Genomic DNA, 19,518 nt, shown 5'->3' with positions numbered 1-19,518 from the left:
CCGGGCCGCTCCGGCGCCACGCCGTGTGGGTGCCGGCCGTCACCGCCGCCGGTGTGGCACTCGGCTGGTGGTCCGGCCTCTTCCGCATCGGCCCCGAGGAGTACGGCCTGCCCGGTGTCGTCCCGGCCCGGTGCTGCCCTACCTCGCCGCCTGGACGGCGATCGGTCTGGTGGCGGCCGCCGTGCCGCGGGCCGCGGCAGCCCGCGTGCCCGTGCGGGCCACGCTCCGTCCGGGTACGGCTCGCGCCGACCCGGCGGTCAGGCCGCGGGGCCGCCGAGCAGGTCGGACATCTGTCGGAAAGGCCCGCCGAGGTCGGCGGGGGCTGCCGACGGGCCCGGCCGGCAGACGAATCCGAGCACGGTGAGGGCCCGGATGACTTCGCCCGGAGTGAAATCACGGCGGTCCTGACGGGTGATGACCGCGCCCGCCTGCATGACGGGGTACCGGCGGCGCCCGATCACCACCGACGCTCCGGTGACGGGTTCGGGGCGCACCCCCTTCATCCTTTCCAGCACGACGCCCTTCGTCAGTTCGAACGGGAAGCGGGCGATGACACAGCGCATGTGGCCTCACAGGGGGAGCGGAGCAGCGGGTGGCGCGGAGAGGTGGAGTGGCGAGAGCGGCGCTTCAGTGCAGCGGGACCGCGGAGGTGCCCGGCTCGCCGGGCGTGTACGGCGCTGCGAACAGAACGGTGCGGTGCGCCTGCTCGGCCGACGGGGCCACGGCCGGGGAGAACGCTCCGTGGTCGCCGAGGACGTCGCCCAGGCGCACCCGATCGGTGTACGCGGCGCTGCCGCGGACGGTGGCGAGCTGCGCCGAGGTGATGAGGGTGGTGCACCGGCCGTCGTCGTCGCAGAGGAGCAGGTGGCCGACGCGAGCGCTGGCCATGACCGAGAGGGCCACCTCGACCGTCATCTCGCCCCAGACCTGCGGTGCGGCCTCGTCCGCCGCCCCGGCCACTGCCGTGCTCGCCGATGTGGTCCCCGTGGGGCGGGCCTGCGCGTGAATCGGTGTCACAAATGCCTCCTGCAGTGATGGGGGAACAACGGCCTTGCGAACGATGGGCCTACGCGGCCGCGTCGGCGGTGGACCGCCGACGGGTGGTACGGCGCGTCGCGCGCATGGGCCGGTTGCGCCGGCCGCGGGAGGCGGTGTCGCGCTCGGGGCGCTCGGACGCCGGGGCGGTGATCACGACGGGGGTGCCCGAGGGAGTCTGCGCGCCGGTGATGCGGTGCAGTTCGGCCTCGCCGGAGCGGACTTCCGTGATGCGCGGGCTGATGCCCGCATGCGACATGAGGCGCAGCATGCCACCGCGCTGGTTCGGCGTGACGAGGGTGACGACGCTGCCGGACCGCCCCGCACGGGCGGTACGGCCACCGCGGTGCAGGTAGTCCTTGGGGTCGGTCGGCGGGTCGACGTTGACGACGAGATCGAGGTCGTCGACGTGGATGCCGCGAGCGGCGACATTCGTGGCGACCAGGACGGTGACGTGCCCGGTCCTGAAACGCGCCAGTGTACGGGTCCGCTGGGGCTGCGACTTGCCGCCGTGCAGCGCGGCGGCCCGCACGCCACTGCCCAGCAGGTCCCGGGTGAGCCGGTCGACGGCGTGCTTGGTGTCCAGGAACATGATCACACGGCCGTCCCGCGCGGCGATCTCCGTGGTGGCGGCGTGCTTGTCGGTGCCGCGGACCTGGAGTACGTGGTGTTCCATCGTGGTGACCGCGCCGGCCGAGGGGTCCACCGAGTGCACCACGGGGTCGTTGAGATAGCGGCGGACGAGCAGGTCGACGTTGCGGTCCAGGGTGGCCGAGAACAGCATGCGTTGCCCCCCGGGACGCACCTGGTCGAGCAGCGCGGTGACCTGGGGCAGGAAACCCATGTCCGCCATCTGGTCGGCCTCGTCCAGCACGGTGACGGCCACCTGGTCCAGCCTGCAGTCGCCGCGGTCGATGAGGTCCTTCAGCCTGCCCGGCGTCGCGACGACGACCTCGGCACCGCTTCGCAGCGCGCGTGCCTGCCTGCCGATCGACACACCGCCCACGACCGTGGTCAGCCGTAGGCTCAGCGACCGTGCGTACGGCGCGAGCGCGTCGGTCACCTGCTGCGCCAACTCGCGAGTGGGGACGAGGACCAGGGCGAGCGGCTGCAGGGGCTCGGCGCGCCGGCCGGCGGTACGGGCCAGCAGCGCGAGCCCGAAGGCGAGTGTCTTGCCGGAGCCCGTGCGACCGCGGCCGAGGGCGTCGCGGCCGGCGAGAGTGTTCGGCAGGGTCGCGCCCTGGATCGGGAAGGGTACGGTCACACCCTCCGCCACGAGAGCCGCGAGCAGTTGCCTGGGCATCCCGAGATCGGCGAACGACTCGGCGGGGGGCAGCGCGGGGGTGATCGTTCCCGGGAGTGCGAACTCGCCCTGGACCGCGGCAGGACGGCGGGTGTGGCCGCCCGAGCGGCGCGGCGAGCCGGTGCGGCTGCCGCCGGCGGAGCCGGCGGCGCGGTCACGCTTGCGGGAGGAGCGGTGGTCGGTTCGTGAAAGTCGGGTCATACGGAGCCTTTCGGTGCGGCGCGCGGCAGGAAATTCCCACAGCGGATGAGCGGCGCGTGGAATCACCGGAAACAGATCGAACCCAATGGAATGCGGAATGGGCTTGGCCTGCGGAAAATCGCGCAGGAGTACGGGCGCCCGAACGGATGACGCGATGGTGAATCGTGACAGTCCGGGGCGGCTTCCGCGCCGCAGTCCCGAGGGCGTCCGAGCGGCGGAGGTGCACGCGGCGCTGAAATGTGGCACGCGGCGCGAAACCGCCGCGTGCAATGCGTGCAGCTGGGGCCCGCACCCCGGAGGATGCGGGCCCCAGCTACGTTCTACGCGTCAGTCTCAGGCGGGAACGATGTTCTCTGCCGTCGGGCCCTTCTGACCCTGCGCGATGTCGAAGCTGACCTTCTGGCCTTCGAGCAGCTCACGGAATCCCTGAGCGGCGATGTTCGAGTAGTGGGCGAACACGTCGGCGCCGCCGCCGTCCTGCTCGATGAAGCCGAAGCCCTTTTCCGCGTTGAACCACTTCACGGTTCCAGTAGCCATGTCATTCTCCTTTGGGGCACACCGGGATCCGCACCGTGCGGACACCATGTCGCCGCGATGATTACCCCGCCGGAAATGACCGGAAATGCAAAGGCGCTTCCAGCGGCAAGGTGCCGGCCGAAGCGCACTTGAAGTCTGGGAACCACAACTGCAACTGATATCGACAGTAGCACGTCGGGGCGTCCGGTGCGTGCGGTCGGAATTTTCGCCCGCTGTGCTGGGAAAAAACTGGCCGCGCGGCCTCTCACATTCTCACTTCGCGGGAACAGATATTCCCCGGCGGGTGACGTTTCCCGGCGGAAGCGGGTCCGGGACACGTACCGGGGTCCGCGACGGCCTCTTCCGCCCCCGCGCGTACCCGGCCGGCCCCACGCGCACACCCGCCCCGGCCCTGCCGCACCAAGCCGTCCCGGTGCGCTCGCATCCGTCCCCCTCGCGCACCGTCCCGCCCTCGCGCCGGCTATCGAGGCGCCGGGGGAAGCCTCTCCAGCTCCCCCAGCGCCTCGGTGAGCCAGCCGATCCAGAACCGCTCCAGCTCGATCCCGCCACGCAGCACCACGTGCCGGAGCCGGTCCTCGGCCGCGTCCCGCTCCGGCGGAAAGTGGCGCTTCTCGATGTCCTCGTACTCCGCCAACTGCCGCCGGTGCAGGTCGAGGTGGCGGCGCAGCTCCGCGTCCAGACCTTCCGTGCCCACCACCGCCGCCGCCCGCATGCGCAGCAGCAGGGCGTCCCGGATGGGTTTGGGGTCCTCCGTCCTGCCCACCCAGCCGGCGAGCTCCGAGCGCCCCGCGGGCAGCACCTCGTACTCCTTGCGCCTGCCCCTGGCCGGCTGGGACGAGGGCAGGGCGCGGATCAGCCTCGCCTCCTCCAGCTTTCCCAGCTCGCGGTAGATCTGCTGGTGCGTCGCCGACCAGAAGTAGCCGATGGACCGGTCGAAGCGACGGGTCAGCTCCAGGCCCGAGGACGGCTTTTCCAGCAGGGCGGTGAGGATCGCGTGCGGGAGTGACATGACCCGCATCCTAAGGAGGCGGCGTCAGATGGCCGCCGCCAGCCGGGTTCCCTGGTCGATGGCGCGCTTGGCGTCCAGCTCGGCGGCCACGTCGGCGCCGCCGATGAGGTGCACGGTACGCCCCGCCGCGGCCAGCTCCTCGTACAGGTCGCGCCTGGGCTCCTGGCCCGTGCAGAGCACCACGGTGTCCACGGGGATGGTCCTCGCCGTGCCGTCGACGGTGATGTGCAGGCCCTCGTCGTCGATCCGGTCGTAGGCCGCCCCCGCGACCATCGTGACGCCGCGGTGCTTGAGCTCGGTGCGGTGGATCCAGCCCGTCGTCTTGCCGAGGCCCGCGCCGACCTTGGAGGTCTTGCGCTGGAGCAGATGCACCGTGCGCGGGGGCCGCGGCCGCTCCGGGGCCCGCAGCCCACCCGGCTCCGCGTACCCGGTGTCCACACCCCACTGCCGGAAGTACGTCTCCGGGTCCAGGCTCGCGCCCTCGCCGCCGTCCGTGAGGAACTCGGCGACGTCGAAGCCGATCCCTCCCGCGCCGACGACGGCCACGCGCTCACCGACCTCCGCGCCGTCGCGCAGCACGTCGAGGTAGCTCACGACGCTGGGGTGGTCGACGCCCTCGATCACCGGTGTACGAGGTGTGACCCCGGTCGCGACCACGATCTCGTCGTACCCGGTGAGCAGGTCCGGCGTGACGAAGGTCCCGAGCCGGACCTCCACCCCGCGCAGCTCCAGCTGGGTGCGGAAGTAGCGCAGCGTCTCCTCGAACTCCTCCTTGCCGGGGATGCGCTTGGCGATGTTCAGTTGCCCGCCGATCTCGTCGGCGGCGTCGAAGAGCGTGACCTCGTGGCCGCGTTCGGCCGCCGAGACCGCGAACGCCAGGCCCGCCGGGCCGGCGCCGACGACCGCCAGACGCTTGCGCAGCCGGGTGGGGGAGAGGACCAGCTCGGTCTCGTGGCACGCCCGCGGGTTGACCAGGCAGGAGGTGATCCTGCCGCTGAAGGTGTGGTCCAGGCATGCCTGGTTGCAGCCGATGCAGGTGTTGATCGTCTCGGCCCGGTCCGCGCGGGCCTTGGCGACGAACTCCGGGTCGGCCAGGAAGGGTCGTGCCATGGACACCATGTCCGCGCGGCCCTCGGCGAGCAACTGCTCCGCGACCTCGGGCGTGTTGATGCGGTTGCTGGTGACCAGCGGCACCGACACCGAGCCCATGAGCTTCCGCGTCACCCAGGTGTACGCGCCGCGCGGCACCGAGGTCGCGATGGTCGGGATCCGGGCCTCGTGCCAGCCGATGCCGGTGTTGATGATGGTCGCACCGGCCGCCTCGATCTCCTTGGCGAGCGCGACGACCTCCTCGAGCGAGGAGCCGCCGGGCACGAGGTCGAGCATCGAGAGCCGGTAGACGATGATGAAGTCGTCGCCGACCCGCTCGCGGGTGCGGCGGACGATCTCGCGGGGGAAGCGGGTGCGGTTCTCGTACGAGCCGCCCCAGCGGTCGTCCCGGTGGTTGGTGGCGCTCGCGATGAACTCGTTGATGAGGTAGCCCTCGGAGCCCATGATCTCGACGCCGTCGTACCCCGCCGACTTCGCCAGTTCGGCGGCGCGGACGTAGTCCTCGACGGTCTGCTCGACCTCCTCGTCGGTGAGGGCGTGGGGGACGAACGGGCTGATGGGGGCCTGCAGGGCGCTCGGCGCGACGAGCTGCGGGTGGTACGCGTAGCGGCCGAAGTGCAGGATCTGCATGGCGATCCGGCCACCCGCCGCGTGAACCGCGTCGGTGACCGTGCGGTGCTGCGCGGCCTCCTCCTCGGTGGTGAGCCTGGCGCCGCCGTCGTACGGGCGTCCCGCGTCGTTCGGGGAGATGCCGCCGGTCACGATCAGCCCGATACCCCCGCGCGCACGCTCGGCGTAGAAGGCGGCCATGCGCTGGAAGCCGTTCTCCGCCTCCTCCAGGCCGATGTGCATCGAGCCCATGAGCACCCGGTTGGGGAGCGTGGTGAACCCGAGGTCGAGCGGGCTGAGCAGATGCGGGTACGGGGTGGGGGTCATCGGGGCGCCTCCTCGCGCAATGAGCGTCGCCCCCTTTTGTAGACGCCGGAGCCCCCGTTATGCAACAAGTTGCACAACGGGGGACGGGTGAGATGCGCTACGCCGGCACGGCCCAGCGGTCCAGTTCCTCCGGGGTCCGCGGACCGGGACTGTCCGCCTCCAGCAGTCCGTGGGCGCGCAGCACCTCGGCCGCGGCCATCGCCCAGGGCCGGCGCAGCCTGGCCGCGTCCAGCAGCTCGCGGTCCGCCAGCAGCTCCGCGACCGGTCCCGTTCGCAGCCCGGCCGGCGACAGCACCGCCGCGTCGTCCGCCCAGCGCAGCGCCAGGTCCACGTCGTGCGTGGCCATCACCACGGTCGTACCGCTCTCCCGGAGCCGCCCCAGCACCGCCAGCAGCCGCTCCTGCCCGTGCGGATCGAGGCCCGCCGTCGGCTCGTCCAGGACCAGCACCCGCGGGCGCATCGCCACCGCGCCCGCGATCGCGGCGCGCTTGCGCTGCCCGTACGACAGCAGATGCGTCGGCCGGTCCTCCAGCGCCGTGATGTCCAGGGCGTCGAGCGCCTCGGCGACCCGCGCCCGGACCTCCGGCTCCGGCAGGCCCAGGTTCATCGGTCCGAACGAAACGTCCTGGCCCACGGACGCGGCGAACAGCTGGTCGTCGGGATCCTGCACGACCAGCTGCACGGTCGTCCGCAGACGGGTCAGTCCCGCGCGGTCGTACGCGATCGGCTCGCCGTCCAGCAGCAGCCGGCCCTCGCCGCACCGCAGCCCGCCGCTGAGCAGCCGCATCAGGGTCGTCTTGCCGCTCCCGTTGCGGCCCAGCAGCGCCAGCGACCGGCCCCCGGCCACGGTGAAGTCGACACCGCGCAGCACCGGCGGGCCGTCCGGGTAGGAGAATCCCGCGCCGGCCAGTTCCACCACGGGAGCCCGTCCCCCGCGTGTGGTCGAGTCCTCGGACGTGCTCACAGCAGGGACCTTTCCAGTACGAAGGTGAGGGCGACGATCCCCGCGAGCAGCCCCGCGGTCGCCGCCAGAAAGCGCGCGGACACCGTCGCGGGCGGCACCAGAACGCGCAGCGTCCCGTCGTAGCCGCGCCCGGCGAGCCCGATCTGCAGTCGCTGGGCCCGGTCGAAGGCGCGCACGAAAGCGGTCGCGGCGAGCCCGGCGAGGGACCGCCAGGTCGCCGCGCGGGTGGTGAGACCGAGCCGGGCAGCCTGTGCCTGACGGATCCGGTGCACCGCGTCGAGCAGCAGAAAGCCGATCCGGTACATCACGAGGGCGACGTCCACGACGGGCCCCGGCACCCCGGCCCGGACCAGCCGCGGCAGCACGTCCGACACCGGTGTGGTGAACGCGAACAGCAGCACCCCGAGCGAGGCGGCGGACGTCCGCAGCAGCAGCCGGACCGCGTGCAGCGGGCCGTCGGGCGCGAGCGCCACGAATCCGTCCGGGCCGCCCACCGCGAACAGCAGCGGTATCGCACCCGTGACGCAGAACCCCAGCGGAATGCGCCACGCCCGCCACAGCTGCCGCGGCGCCACCCCGGCGGGTCCGAGCAGTACGGCGACGGCCGCCGCGGCGACCAGGACGGCACCCGGCCACGGCGGCAGCGAGACCGCGCAGACCGTCAGCCCGAACCCGAGCGCCGCCTTCTCGCACGGATGACGGCGGCGCCAGCGACTGCCGTGCGCCGCCGCATCGATCGGCAGCATCGGGGACTACGCGCCCGAGCCGACGGAATCCGCGGCCGGCGCTTCCGCGTCCCCGGCGCCCGCCGCCCGCGCCTCACCCTGCCGGCGGCCCTTGCGCAGCCCGAAGTAGTACGCCAGGACACCGGCACCCAGCGCCGCCTGGAGGGCGAACAGGGCCGACTCGACCTCCCCGGACGGAGGCTCGTACAGCGGAGCGAACCAGGGCTCGTAGTCCGGTGCGATCTCCGTGATCGCGGTCTCCGCCTGTGCGTCGGCGCCCGTGAAGGGCTCCTCCTTGTGGTCGCCGAGGCCCAGGGCGAGCGGCAGGACCGCCAGCGCCGCCACGATCGCCAGCAGCAGTGTGTTGATCTTCGCGTTACGGCTCATCGGACCGCGGCCTCCTTCTTGTTCCCGCCCTGGAGGAGCACTCCGAGACGGGTCAGCTCACCCTTGCTGGACTGCAGGAGCAGCCGCATCACCAGCACGGTGAGCAGGCCCTCGCTGACCGCCAGCGGGATCTGGGTGACCGCGAAGATGCCGCCGAACTTGGCGAGGGCGCCGGCGATGCCGCTGCCCGGGTCGGGGAAGGCCAGCGCCAGCTGCACGCTGGTGACGCAGTACGTGGACAGGTCCGCCACGAACGCCCCGAAGAACACGCTCACCATCAGCGGCGCCCCGGACCGCCGCAGCAGGGCGTACACCGCGAACCCGGCCCACGGGCCGACGATCGCCAGCGAGAAGACGTTCGCGCCGAGCGTGGTCAGACCGCCGTGCGCCAGCAGCAGCGACTGGAACAGCAGGGTGATCGTGCCGAGGACCGCCATGATCGGCGGTCTGAACAGGATCGCGCCCAGACCCGTGCCGGTCGGGTGCGAGCAACTTCCGGTCACGGAAGGGATCTTGAGCGCCGACAGGACGAACGTGAACGCCCCGGAGGCACCGAGCAGCAGTGTCGACTCCGGATTCGCCCTGACCTCACGGGTGAGCGCCCGTACGCCGTGGATCACGAAGGGGGCGGACGCGACGCCCCAGGCGGCCGCGTGCACAGGGGGCAGAAACCCCTCGGCTATATGCATGGTTGGGAGACCCTCTCCAGCACCTCGTGGATGGACAACGCGCCCTGGCCGGTCTCCTGGCTGACGGGTCCTGCCGCCCGGGCTCCGCCTTCCCGGACACCGCGGTCTCCCGAGGTGGTCCAGTGGCTTCCTTGCGGAGAGAGCCGGACTTCCCGATCACAGTGGCGAGGGCCGCACCGGTACTCCACCGGTTTCCCGTTCACCAAGGCCCTGCGACATTAGTGCGTTGACCAGGTGCATCACAAGCCGCGCACGGATGCGTACGGTCACACCTTCCGGTAGTCGTACGCCTCCGCGGCCGCCGCCTCCACCGCGTCCAGATCGGCCCCGGCGGCCGCGGTGACCACCGCGGCGACGGCGCCCTCCACGAACGGCGCGTCCACGAGCCTGGTCCCGTCCGGGAGTTCGTCGCCCTCGGCCAGCAGCGTCTTCACCGTCAGCACGGCGCTGCCGATGTCGACCAGCACGGCGACCCCGGCGCCCCGGTCGACTTCGTGCGCGGCGCGGGCGACCAACTCGGAACTGGTGCCGAGGTCGCCGTCCGCGGTGCCGCCCGCCGCAGCGACCGGCACGGCGTCGCCCGCGCCCGCCAGCCCCCGGGCGAGGTCGGTGACCGACGCGGCGACCTGCGCGCTGTGCGACACGAGGACGATCCCCACCACACCGGTCATCGCGCGGCCTCCTCGAGGGCCCCGATCAGCAGGGCGGAGGACGTCGCCCCCGGATCCTGGTGCCCGATGCTCCGCTCGCCGAGATAGCTTGCCCGGCCCTTGCGTGCCAGCATCGGCACGGTCGCCGCCGCGCCCTCCTCGGCCGCCTCCCTCGCGGCAGTGAAGGACTCGTCCAGCGCCGCGGCGGCAGGCTCCAGCGCGTCGAGCATCGTCTTGTCCCCGGGCTTCGCGCCGCCGAGCTGCGCCACCGCCGCGATTCCCGCCCGCAGCGCCTCGGCGAGCTGCTCCCGCGACACCTCCGCCTCGTCGCCGAGCGCCTTGCCGGCCCGCCGCAGCAGCGTCCCGTAGAGCGGTCCCGACGCTCCGCCGACCGTCGAGATCAACTGCCGTCCGGTCAGCATCAGTACGGCACCGGGGGTGTCCGGCGCGTCCTTCTCCAGCGCGGCCTTCGCCGCCGTGAAACCCCGCTGCAGATTGGTCCCGTGGTCGGCGTCGCCGATCGCGGCGTCGAGCTCGGTGAGCCGGCCGGCCTCACGGTTCACCGCCTCGGTGAGGGCGTTCATCCAGCGGAGGAAGAAATCCGCGTCCAGCACAGCGTCTCCTTCTCGTGGCACGTCGGCTTGGCTGCGGGCGTCGTCGCGGCCCGCGGGCGCGGCTCCGTCGTCGGCCGGGCCGGGCATGGCTCAGCGGCCCCAGCGCAGCGCGGGCGTCTCCACGGGCGCGTCCCACAGCCGCAGGATCTCCTCGTCCGCCTCGCACAGCGTCACCGAGCAGCCGGCCATGTCGAGCGAGGTGACGTAGTTCCCGACCAGGGTCCTGGCCACCGGCACGCCCCGCTCGGCCAGCACCCGGTGGACCTCCGCGTTGAACCCGTACAGCTCCAGCAGCGGTGTCGCGCCCATGCCGTTGACCAGTGCCAGCACCGGACTGGACGGCTGCAGGTCCTCCAGCACCGCGTCCACCGCGAAGTCCGCGATCTCCCGCGACGTCATCATCGGCCGCCGCTCACGGCCCGGCTCGCCGTGGATGCCGATCCCCAACTCCAGCTCGCCGGAGGGCAGATCGAAGGTCGGACTGCCCTTGGCCGGGGTCGTGACCGCGCTGAGCGCGACACCGAAGCTGCGGGACCGCTCGTTCACCCGCCGGGCGATGGCCTCGACCCGCTCCAGCGGCGCACCCTCCTCCGCAGCCGCGCCGGCGATCTTCTCCACGAACAGCGTCGCGCCCGTACCACGCCGGCCCGCCGTGTACAGGCTGTCCTGGACGGCCACGTCGTCGTTGACGAGCACCTTCGCCACCTGGACGCCCTCGTCCTGGGCGAGCTCCTGCGCCATGTCGAAGTTGAGCACGTCGCCGGTGTAGTTCTTCACCACGAAGAGCACGCCCGCCCCGCTGTCCACCGCCGCGGCGGCCCGCGCCATCTGGTCGGGCACCGGGGACGTGAAGACCTCGCCGGGGCACGCCGCCGAGAGCATCCCGAACCCCACGAACCCGCCGTGCAGGGGCTCGTGTCCCGACCCGCCGCCGGACACCACGCCCACCTTGCCGGCGACCGGGGCGTCCCCGCGCACCACGACCCTGTTCTCCACGTCGACGTTCAGGTCGGGATGCGCGGCGGCCAGACCGCGCAGGCCGTCCGCGACGACCGTCTCGGGGACGTTGATGAGCATCCTCATGGGAACCTCCTGTGACTGGCGACGATCACTGCGGACGGTGTCCTCTCAGGCGGGGCCGTGGCGGTACGCGCCGCACACCCTCTGCCAGTATCGGCGCAAACGGCCCGCGGGGCACCGCGCCCCCGCGAACCCGCCGGCACCGTCCGCCGGAGCGGCGTGAGGTTCCCTGACGGCGGCGGTGGCGGCCGTCCGTCGGCGGCCCGTCAGTAGCGCAGCGCGCTCGCGATGCCGCCCATGCCCGCGAGGGTCCCGTCCGGGACGAATCGCACCTGTGCCCCCGTGTCCAGGGACTTCTCGACGATCTCGTCCACGATGTCGACCAGTGCGTCCAGGTCTCCGCTCTCCGCGGGCAGGAGGTGTCCGCCGGTGTCGCGCACGGTCTCCCGGTAGTTCTCCTCCACGGCGAGCAGCGCGACCCGGCCCGTCTCGACGTTCTGGCGGATCTCGTCGACCCCGGCGGCGAAGGCACGTCTGCCCTTGGCCCGGTCCAGCTCCTCGAGGACGCCGGAGACCTCCTGCTCGGCGTGGGCCTCGACGAACGGGCGCACCGCCTGCCAGACCGCGTCGGCGGAGCCACCCGCCACGCCGCCCCGCGGAGCGTGGACCGCCTGGCCCTTGGCGGCCGTGCCCACGTCGTCGAGGAGGGCGAGCGCCGCGGGCTCACCGGTGACGTACAGCGGCCGCGGGTCGGCCTTCAGCACCGAGGCGAGCGCCGTGTCCGCCTCCCGCAGGAAGTGCCGGGTGTCCTCGTCCCGGAAGGTGCTCGGCACGTCGCCGATCCGCTCCTGGCGCTCGGCGTCGAAGTTCTCCCCGGCGCGGGACATCGGGAAGGGCCCGACGCGCTCCTCGGAGAGCCGGTCCGCCGTGCCGCTCCAGAGGGAGGCGCGGTCGGACGCGACGGCCAGGACCCAGAAGGGCCGCTCGGCGGCCTGTGCCGACACGAGGTTGCGGGTCAGAAACGTGTCGGAGAGCACCACGCGCTCCGGCACGGGACGGCCCAGCGTCCACACCTCGTGCTCGCCCGGCGCCGCGTAGACCACGAGCCCGTCCTCCGCGTGCACCAGGTCGATCTCCGCCAGCGCCCGGTCGAGCTGGTCGGAGACGTCGATCCGGGTGTCACGGGTGACGGCTGGATCGGCCTTGAGCTGCTCCTTGGCCTCGGCCATCAGATTGCGCAGCCGGACCGGGTCCTGCGCGTTGTCCGGCTCGCGGCGGTGCGTCGGCATGAGCACCGAGACCGCGGGATAGGGGCGCTGCCGGCGGAGCCGGACCAGGTCGTCGGAGTTGAGGGCTGGGTGCATCGGGACCACCCTTTCCGAGCACGTGTGCACTGGAGGGCCGGGCTGGTCTACACCGAAGTGCGACGAGCTGAAACCGACTCTATGCACCATAAGTCGGATTGCCTGCGCGGGCACCAGGACCGGTGCGGGGCACGGCGGGCGGCCCGCCGTGCCGGCGTGCGGGCGCCCCGTGTCACACCATGCCCACGAGCCGGTCGGCGACGGTCTTCGCCCGCGGGCCCATGAGGATCGTGTAGTGGTTGCAGTCCGCGACCGCCTCGGCCGTCAGCCGCGGCGCCCGCGCCGTCCACTCTGCGATCAGCGCGTCGGACAGCATGCCCGGCTCCGCCCCCGTCAGCCCGCGGGGCGCGTGCAGCAGCCTGGCGGGCACCGCGAGCCCCACGAGATCCTCGCCGAAGACGCGTCCCGAGGTGATCAGCTCACGGCCGTCCCGGCGGACCGGACCCTCCTGGGCGCGGGAGCGACGGGCGCTGGCGGGCCCCGTGATGTCGTAGCGGACGTACGCCTCGATGTCGTCGTTCCACTCGGGACCGAGGGCGGGGTGCGCGCGGAACACGTCCACGTACGCCTCGTCGTCCTCGAACGTCCGGGTCAGCCGGGCCAGGATCGGCCCCATCGACGCGTCGAGCAGGGCGTCGGGATCGGCGCCCTCCTCCAGCGGCATCGGCAGACCGCCGTCGATCAGCAGCAGCCGGTCGAAGAGCTCCGGGCGGCGCGCCGCCGCCCGCAGTGCCGCGCACGCCCCCATCGACTGGCCGGTCACCGCGACGGGCGCGCCGCCGCCCCAGCGCTCGGCCGCCGCGCAGAGATCGGCGGCATGGGCGTCGAAGCCGTACGGTCCCGGGGTGTCCGCGCTGCCGCCCCGGCCCCGGAGGTCGAGGGCGAACAGCGACCAGTCCGGGGGCAGATGGCGGGCGAGCGCGCGGAACGACATCCCGGACGCGGTGATGCCGTGCGCCGCGACCGCCGTGCGCGGCCCCCCGCCGAACCGCAGCACGCGCAGCGTCCCGCCGTCGACGGGGAGTTCGAGCTCGATCGGGTCGGTCATGCGATGCCCTTCTGATAGGTCGTCATATCGCTGCGGCGGAAGCCGTGTCGTTCCTCCGGGCGCAGCGGCCGGACCGGGGCGGCGAACCGGGTCGGCGCGGGTGCGGCCGACGCCGCCGCGAACGGCTCAGGCCCCCGGTCCGGCGCGTTCACGCAGCGGGGGGCAGGGATCCGTGCGCCCTTGCGGAGACCGGCGGCAGAGACCGGCACACGTCCGCGGCGAAGCGGTCGAACGTCTGTCGGGCGGCTTCATCCGTCACCGCGCCATCCTCCACGCCCCGGCTGTCAGCCGCCCGGCGGTGTGGATCAACGGCCGGTTCGCGCAGCCCCATTGACTTCAGTGGTGAGACATTGGTTCAGTGGCTCATCCACTGAGCCACTGGGAGGAACGGCGTGGAGGCACTGCCCCGCGAGACGATCGTCGACGTCCTGGAGGGCCGGCTGAGAGAGGACATCCTCACCGGCCGCCATCCGGCGGGCAGTTATCTGCCGCCGGAACGCAGACTGGCCGACGGGTACGGCGTCACCCGTACGACCCTCAAGCACGCCTTCGGCCGCCTCGTCCAGGCCGGACTGCTGGAGACCCGGCACGGAGTGGGCACCCGGGTCCGCGACTTCGCCCGGTTCGGCGGAGCGGACCTGCTGCCGATGCTCGTGCGCCACGACGCGGCGTGGATCCGCGAGATCTTCGAAGTCCGGCGCAGCATCGGCGCGTTGATCGCCGAGCGGGCGGCCGTGCGGGCCACCGCCGAGCAGCGGGCCGACCTGGCCGCGCTGCTGGCGGCCGTGCGGGCCGCCGAGGGCGGCGACGCCGTGCAGCTCGCGGACATCGAGGTCCACCGGGCGCTCGCCCGCGCCACCGGCAACCGCGTCTACGGCCTGCTGACCAACACGCTCTTCAACGCCTATCTGCCCGTACGCGCCGCGCTCGTCGGCCCGTTCACCGACGCGGCGGCCGCGCACGCGCGGCTGGAAGCCGTGGTGGCCGCGGTGGACGCCGGCGACGCGGGCGCCGCGCGCCGGGCGGCGGAGGCCTATCTGACCGAGACCGAACGGATCATGCTGGAGGGCCTCGTATGAGCACGAGCGGGAGCGACGCGGGCACCGGCCCGGGCGCGAACCGGGGGGTGAGCAGCTCCGGCCCGGCCGGGAGCGCGGCCACGGACCGGTTCGCGGGCTCGGGCACGCATCCGGACGCCGACACCGTGGAGGCGGACACGACGGGGGCTGCCGCCGTCGGCGCCGCACCCTCGGCCACCGCCCGGAGCGCGCCCGGTGGCGCGGGCCGGCGCGGCACCGTGTTCGACGAGACCATGCTCGGCACCGTCCGGCTCGACGGTGAGGACCACGCCCGCCGGGTCCGCCTCGACCTGCGGGTGACGACGGACCGCGTCCTGCGTCCGCTCGGTACCACCGCGGCCCGGGCGAGCGGCCGGATCCGCGTCGCCGGATGGGCCGACGACGCGGACGCCGCAGGCGAGTTGGAGATATCGCCGCTCGCCCGGCGCCGCATCCGCTACCGGATCTCGTTCACCGCCGACGGCCGCCGGTTCACGCTCGACGGCTGGAAGTCCGTCACTCCGCGCAGGCCGGTCGCCTCCATGACGGTCCTGCCCTTCACCCTCTACGAGAACGGCGAGCGGGCCGGGCGGGGCACGTTGCGATTCCCGGTGGCCACGGGACTCGCGCCCTTCCTCGCGAGCTTCCGCTTCCCCCGCGCCGCCGAGGGCGCCGAGACGCTGATGACGCCCCGGTGGAAGGGCGAGCCGGGACGCACCGAGGTCTGGTACACGACGCTCACCGACCCGGAGAGCGGCACCGGACTGTGGCTGCACCACGAACTCACCGCGCCCGCCGACGGATCCGAGCCGTACGCCCACGGCTGGGCCGCGGTGTTCCCCAAGGACGGACCGGTGCGCCACGCCCGCTTCGGCCCGGCCGAGTGGACGCCCGGCAGGACGGGCTTCACGGCCGAAGGCGTCGAGGCCGTCCCCGGCCGCCTGACCGGTTCGGCCGGCGCACTGCGCTGGGACCTCACCGAACAGGGCGTGGACGCACCGCTGTTCACCTTCCCCCGATGGTCCTGGCGCAGGCCCCTGCTCCCCGCCGCACAGATCCTCCCCGCCGCGCGTGCCTCGTACGGCGGGACGTTCTCGTACGACGACACCACCCTCACGCCGACCGCCGCACCCGGCGCCTCCGCCCGGATCTACGGGCACGGCAACGCCCGCCGATGGGCCTGGCTGCACGCGGACCTGGGCGACGGGGACGTACTGGAGATCGTCGCCGCGGTCTCCATGCGGCCCGGGCTGCGCGGACTTCCACCCCTGGTCTTCCTGCGGCTGCGCCGGGGGACGCGCGACTGGCCCCGGCGCGCGGAGCGATCGGCCGTCGGCTGGGCCGGGCTGGGGCGGTTCCGCGCCGCCGTCGGGCTGCCCGTCTGGACCGTCAGCGGGCGGGCGGGGCTGCACCGGATCCGGGTCGAGGTCACCCAGCCCGAGGACCGCACCCTCGCGCTCGACTACACCGATCCGGACGGCTCTCCCGCCGTCTGCCGCAACAGCGAACGCGCCGACGCCCACGTCCTGCTGGAGCGCTGGTGGTTCGGCGGCTGGCGCACCGAGGCCGAGTGGACCCTGGACGGCACCGCCCACGCGGAAGTGGGCACCCGATGAACCTCACCGGCTTCGTCGCCTCCCTCATCGCCGACGACGGCACCGCCGGCTGGCCGTCCCGGGTCCCCGCACGGCTGGACGCCGTGCTCGACTCGATGCCCCTGCCCGCGCGCGCCGGAGTGCGCTCCGCCGCCCGGGCCCTCGACGCCTACGCGGTCGTGCGCACCGGCCGCGGCCTCGCCGCCCTCACCACCGGTGAACGGGAGTCCGTCCTGGCCTCGCTCGCCGCTCGCCCCGCGCTCCTGCCCCTGCTCGACGTGCTCAAGGTGCCCGTCCTGCTCGCCGCCGGCACGGAACACATGCTCCAGCGGCCGCGGCGGGCCCCGCGGCCCGTACGGACGGACCCGCCGCTCGACTGCACCCCCGCCGGGGAGTGGCCCGACCGCTCCACCGCCGACGCCGTGGTCGTGGGCTCCGGCGCCGGTGGTGCGATGGCCGGGCGGACGCTCGCCCGCGCCGGGCTCGACGTCGTCGTCCTGGAGGAGGGCCGGCACCACTCCACCGCCTCCTTCGCCGGGCGCGCCCCGCTCGAACGGTTCGCCGAGCTCTACCGCGACGGGGGCGCCACCGTGGCCCTCGGCCGGCCGCCGCTGCTGCTGCCGGTCGGCCGGGCCGTCGGCGGCACCACGGTCGTCAACTCGGGAACCTGCTACCGCACCCCGGACCACGTCGTCGAACGCTGGACCAAGGACTTCGGCTTCGTCCTCGCCGAACGCCTCGGCCCGTACCTCGACGAGACCGAGCGCACCCTGAACGTCGCGGCCCAGCCGCTCGACGTCCTCGGCCGCAACGGCCGGATCGCCCTCGCGGGTGCCGAGCACCTCGGCTGGCGGGCCGCGCCGCTGCGGCGCAACGCGCCCGGCTGCCTGGGTTCCTGCCAGTGCGTCGTCGGCTGCCCGACCGGGGCCAAGCAGAGCGTGCAGCTCGCGGTACTGCCCGACGCCTGCGCCGCCGGGGCGCGCATCGTCACCGGGGCGCGGGTGCGGCGCATCCTCGTGGACCCGGACCGCCCCGGCGGGCCCGTCGCCGCCGGAGTCCGGGTGCGCCGCGAGGGCGGCGGCGAGTTCGAGATCCTCGCCCCGCTGGTCGTCGTCGCCGCCGGCGCCCTCCAGTCGCCGCCCCTGCTGCGGCGGTCCGGCCTCGGCGGACATCCTCGGCTCGGCCGCAACCTCAGCGTCCATCCCGCCACCAGCGTCGCCGGGCGCTTCGACGAGCCCGTGACGGCATGGGAGGGCGTGCTGCAGAGCGTCGGCGTGGAGGAACACCACGACGGCGGGGTGCTCATCGAGGCGACCGCGACCCCGCCCGGCATGGGGTCCTTCGTACTGCCGGGACTCGGCGCCGAGCTGCGCCGCGAACTGGAGGACGCCGACCGGCTCGCCACCCTGGGCGCGATGATCGCCGACCGGCCCTCGGGCCGGGTGCAGGGCCGTGACCGCACCCTGCTGCGCTACGACCTGGACCGCAGGGACGGCGACCGGCTGATGCGCGCGGCAAGAGCCATGGGGGAGATCCTGTTCGCGGCGGGTGCCCGTGAGGTACTCACCGGCATCCCCACCGCGCCGCGCGCCCGCGACCTCGGCGAACTGGACGCCGTCCTCGCCGCCGCGGGGCCCCGGAAGCTGCACCTGTCCGCTTACCACCCCACCGGCACGGTCGCGGCGGGATCCGATCCGGAACGCTCCCCGGCCGACGCCACCGGACGGCTGCGGGGCGTCGCGGGCGTGCTCGTGGCCGACGCATCCGTGCTGCCCGGCTGCCCCGAGGTGAACCCGCAGCTGAGCATCATGGCCGCCGCGCTGGCCGTCACCGAGGCGCATCTGGAGCGGTGAGCCCGCGCCCGCCGGGTGAGAATGGGCCGGTGAGGTGAGTGTCATGGCTCCATGGCGGGTCAGGGACCTGGAGGACGGCGATCTCGACCAGGTGGTGCGCATCTGGGAGGAAGCACGGGACACGCCCTCCGACCCTGCCGTGACGCTGGCCGAGGTGGTGAGCGCCATACGGACGGACGCCCCCGCCGTGGTCGCCGCGGTGGGGGACCGGATCGTGGGCGCTGCGGTGTCCTCGACGGCCCAGGAGCGGGCCTGGGTCCTCCGGCTGGCCATCGCCCGCGAGTGGCGACGGCACGGCATCGGCTCAGCGCTGCTCGCCGGCCTGGAGGAGCGCCTCTCCCAGGCGGGTGTGCGGCGCATCGGGGCCCTGCTGCCCGAGGGGGAGGTCGGCGAGCGTGCCTTCCTCAACTCCGGCTACACCCAGCGGCCCGACCTGAGCTACTTCGAGAAGGTGCTGTCCGCCGACTCGGCCGAGGCGACCATCCTCGATCAGCTGGGCGGTTCCGTCCCGGAGTCGGGGCTGTGGCACCACATCGCGGGCATGGACGCGGAGAAGACGCTGATCGAGCGGAGACTGGTGCTGCCGCTGGAGCACCCGGACGCCGCGGAGCGCTTCCAGCTGGTGCCGCCGCGCGCCGTCGTCCTGTTCGGCCCGCCGGGCACGGGCAAGACCACCTTCGCGCGCGCGGTGGCCTCGCGGCTGCGGTGGGCCTTCATCGAGGTGTTCCCGTACCAGCTCGCCACCGATCCGCACGGCGTGGCGGCCGGCCTGCGCCAGCTGTTCTCCCGGGTGGCCCATCTCGACCGGGTGGTCCTGTTCTTCGACGAGGCGGAGGAGATCGCCTCCGAGCGCCGCGACCCCGCCACGCTCGCCCACCGGGTGACCAACGAGCTCCTCAAGCTCATCCCGCAGTTCCGGCGCGGCGAGCGCAGGCTCCTCATCTGCGCCACCAACGCGGTCCGCAGCCTGGACCCCGCCTTCCTGCGGCCCGGACGGTTCGACTACCTGATTCCGGTCGGACCGCCCGACGCCGACGCCCGGCGGGCCATATGGACGCGCTACATCGGCCCCGACAGGCTGCCCGGCGTCGACATCGAGGCGCTGGTCGCCGTGAGCGACCGGTTCACCCCGGCCGACATCGAGTACGCGGCGCGCACCGCCGCCCAGAGCGCCTTCGAGCGGCATCTCGCCGACGGCTCGCCGTCCGGCGGGGCGCGGGGCGGGCTCACCGACGACTACCTGCGGGCGGTGGCGCAGACCCGCACCACGCTCACGGAGGACGACATCCGGGCCTTCGACCACGATCTGAGGGCGGCGGCCCGGGTGTGAGCCGCCCCCCGGTCGCGCGCACCACCCGCCCGGGCGCCCGGCTGTTCGACACCTGCCCGGCCCAAACCCTTCCGTACGGCACGACTATTC

Annotated in this window: 19 protein-coding genes and 1 riboswitch; of the genes, 4 read left to right on the top strand and 15 right to left on the bottom strand. The window is 73.6% G+C overall.

Going from position 1 to position 19,518, the window contains the following annotated elements:
* Positions 1–257 precede the first annotated feature (257 nt).
* From BLT82_RS06200 to BLT82_RS06130, 15 genes are all read right to left on the bottom strand, one after another.
* The gene (locus tag BLT82_RS06200; RefSeq protein WP_093652818.1) at positions 258–563 is read right to left on the bottom strand and encodes an SCO5918 family protein; all 306 of its coding nucleotides are present in this window, start codon (positions 561–563) and stop codon (positions 258–260) included.
* Between the two features lie 64 nt (positions 564–627).
* The gene (locus tag BLT82_RS37785) at positions 628–1,017 is read right to left on the bottom strand and encodes a CBS domain-containing protein (protein WP_404203109.1); all 390 of its coding nucleotides are present in this window, start codon (positions 1,015–1,017) and stop codon (positions 628–630) included.
* A gap of 49 nt (positions 1,018–1,066) precedes the next feature.
* Complete coding sequence (locus BLT82_RS06190; protein ID WP_093652817.1) at positions 1,067–2,539, bottom strand: DEAD/DEAH box helicase; 1,473 nt, start codon at positions 2,537–2,539, stop codon at positions 1,067–1,069.
* A 333-nt stretch (positions 2,540–2,872) separates the two neighbouring features.
* Positions 2,873–3,076, bottom strand: a complete 204-nt coding sequence (locus BLT82_RS06185) for a cold-shock protein (protein ID WP_004986771.1) — start codon at positions 3,074–3,076, stop codon at positions 2,873–2,875.
* 460 nt (positions 3,077–3,536) lie between these two features.
* On the bottom strand, positions 3,537–4,085 hold the full coding sequence (locus BLT82_RS06180) for a PadR family transcriptional regulator (protein WP_093652816.1): 549 nt from the start codon (positions 4,083–4,085) through the stop codon (positions 3,537–3,539).
* Between the two features lie 24 nt (positions 4,086–4,109).
* The gene (locus tag BLT82_RS06175) at positions 4,110–6,131 is read right to left on the bottom strand and encodes an NADPH-dependent 2,4-dienoyl-CoA reductase (protein WP_093652815.1); all 2,022 of its coding nucleotides are present in this window, start codon (positions 6,129–6,131) and stop codon (positions 4,110–4,112) included.
* Positions 6,132–6,228: 97 nt separating this feature from the next.
* Positions 6,229–7,095, bottom strand: a complete 867-nt coding sequence (locus tag BLT82_RS06170; protein ID WP_093652814.1) for an energy-coupling factor ABC transporter ATP-binding protein — start codon at positions 7,093–7,095, stop codon at positions 6,229–6,231.
* Positions 7,092–7,841, bottom strand: coding sequence for a cobalt ECF transporter T component CbiQ (cbiQ, locus tag BLT82_RS06165; RefSeq protein WP_093652813.1), 750 nt, complete (start codon positions 7,839–7,841; stop codon positions 7,092–7,094). Before cbiQ ends, BLT82_RS06170 begins: the two co-directional genes overlap by 4 nt.
* Positions 7,842–7,847: 6 nt before the next feature.
* On the bottom strand, positions 7,848–8,207 hold the full coding sequence (locus tag BLT82_RS06160) for an energy-coupling factor ABC transporter substrate-binding protein (protein ID WP_093652812.1): 360 nt from the start codon (positions 8,205–8,207) through the stop codon (positions 7,848–7,850).
* Entirely contained in the window at positions 8,204–8,896 is a 693-nt protein-coding gene (locus tag BLT82_RS06155) for an energy-coupling factor ABC transporter permease (protein WP_093652811.1), read from the bottom strand. The genes BLT82_RS06160 and BLT82_RS06155 overlap by 4 nt, the downstream gene beginning before the upstream one ends.
* Positions 8,897–8,925: 29 nt before the next feature.
* Positions 8,926–9,118: riboswitch (cobalamin riboswitch) on the bottom strand.
* A gap of 44 nt (positions 9,119–9,162) precedes the next feature.
* Positions 9,163–9,567, bottom strand: a complete 405-nt coding sequence (locus BLT82_RS06150) for a PTS-dependent dihydroxyacetone kinase phosphotransferase subunit DhaM (RefSeq protein WP_093652810.1) — start codon at positions 9,565–9,567, stop codon at positions 9,163–9,165.
* The gene (gene dhaL, locus BLT82_RS06145; protein WP_093652809.1) at positions 9,564–10,160 is read right to left on the bottom strand and encodes a dihydroxyacetone kinase subunit DhaL; all 597 of its coding nucleotides are present in this window, start codon (positions 10,158–10,160) and stop codon (positions 9,564–9,566) included. The genes BLT82_RS06150 and dhaL overlap by 4 nt, the downstream gene beginning before the upstream one ends.
* Positions 10,161–10,250: 90 nt before the next feature.
* Positions 10,251–11,243 carry a dihydroxyacetone kinase subunit DhaK gene (gene dhaK, locus BLT82_RS06140; RefSeq protein ID WP_093652808.1) on the bottom strand — a complete coding sequence of 331 codons (993 nt, stop codon included), beginning with the start codon at positions 11,241–11,243 and terminating at the stop codon, positions 10,251–10,253.
* A gap of 203 nt (positions 11,244–11,446) precedes the next feature.
* On the bottom strand, positions 11,447–12,544 hold the full coding sequence (locus BLT82_RS06135) for a baeRF3 domain-containing protein (RefSeq protein ID WP_093652807.1): 1,098 nt from the start codon (positions 12,542–12,544) through the stop codon (positions 11,447–11,449).
* Between the two features lie 172 nt (positions 12,545–12,716).
* Entirely contained in the window at positions 12,717–13,592 is an 876-nt protein-coding gene (locus BLT82_RS06130) for an alpha/beta fold hydrolase (RefSeq protein WP_093652806.1), read from the bottom strand.
* Between the two features lie 392 nt (positions 13,593–13,984).
* Here BLT82_RS06130 and BLT82_RS06125 point away from each other — a divergent pair, with 392 nt between their 5' ends.
* The 4 genes from BLT82_RS06125 to BLT82_RS06110 are packed head-to-tail and all read left to right on the top strand — an operon-like array spanning position 13,985 to position 19,428.
* Positions 13,985–14,671, top strand: a complete 687-nt coding sequence (locus tag BLT82_RS06125; protein ID WP_093652805.1) for a FadR/GntR family transcriptional regulator — start codon at positions 13,985–13,987, stop codon at positions 14,669–14,671.
* Positions 14,668–16,266 (top strand): hypothetical protein, encoded by a 1,599-nt coding sequence (locus tag BLT82_RS06120; RefSeq protein ID WP_244291858.1) that lies wholly within the window; start codon positions 14,668–14,670, stop codon positions 16,264–16,266. Before BLT82_RS06125 ends, BLT82_RS06120 begins: the two co-directional genes overlap by 4 nt.
* Positions 16,263–18,098: a GMC family oxidoreductase gene (locus BLT82_RS06115; protein ID WP_093652804.1), complete on the top strand. Its 1,836-nt coding sequence runs from the start codon at positions 16,263–16,265 to the stop codon at positions 18,096–18,098. Before BLT82_RS06120 ends, BLT82_RS06115 begins: the two co-directional genes overlap by 4 nt.
* 43 nt (positions 18,099–18,141) lie before the next feature.
* Positions 18,142–19,428, top strand: coding sequence for an ATP-binding protein (locus BLT82_RS06110; protein ID WP_093652803.1), 1,287 nt, complete (start codon positions 18,142–18,144; stop codon positions 19,426–19,428).
* Positions 19,429–19,518: the final 90 nt, after the last annotated feature.

Origin of the sequence: Streptomyces wuyuanensis, assembly GCF_900103455.1 — a bacterium.
In the GTDB taxonomy this organism is placed as follows: Bacteria; Actinomycetota; Actinomycetes; order Streptomycetales; family Streptomycetaceae; genus Streptomyces; species Streptomyces wuyuanensis.
Note: the sequence above shows the minus strand (reverse complement) of the source record. Positions and strands in the feature narration are given on the sequence as shown.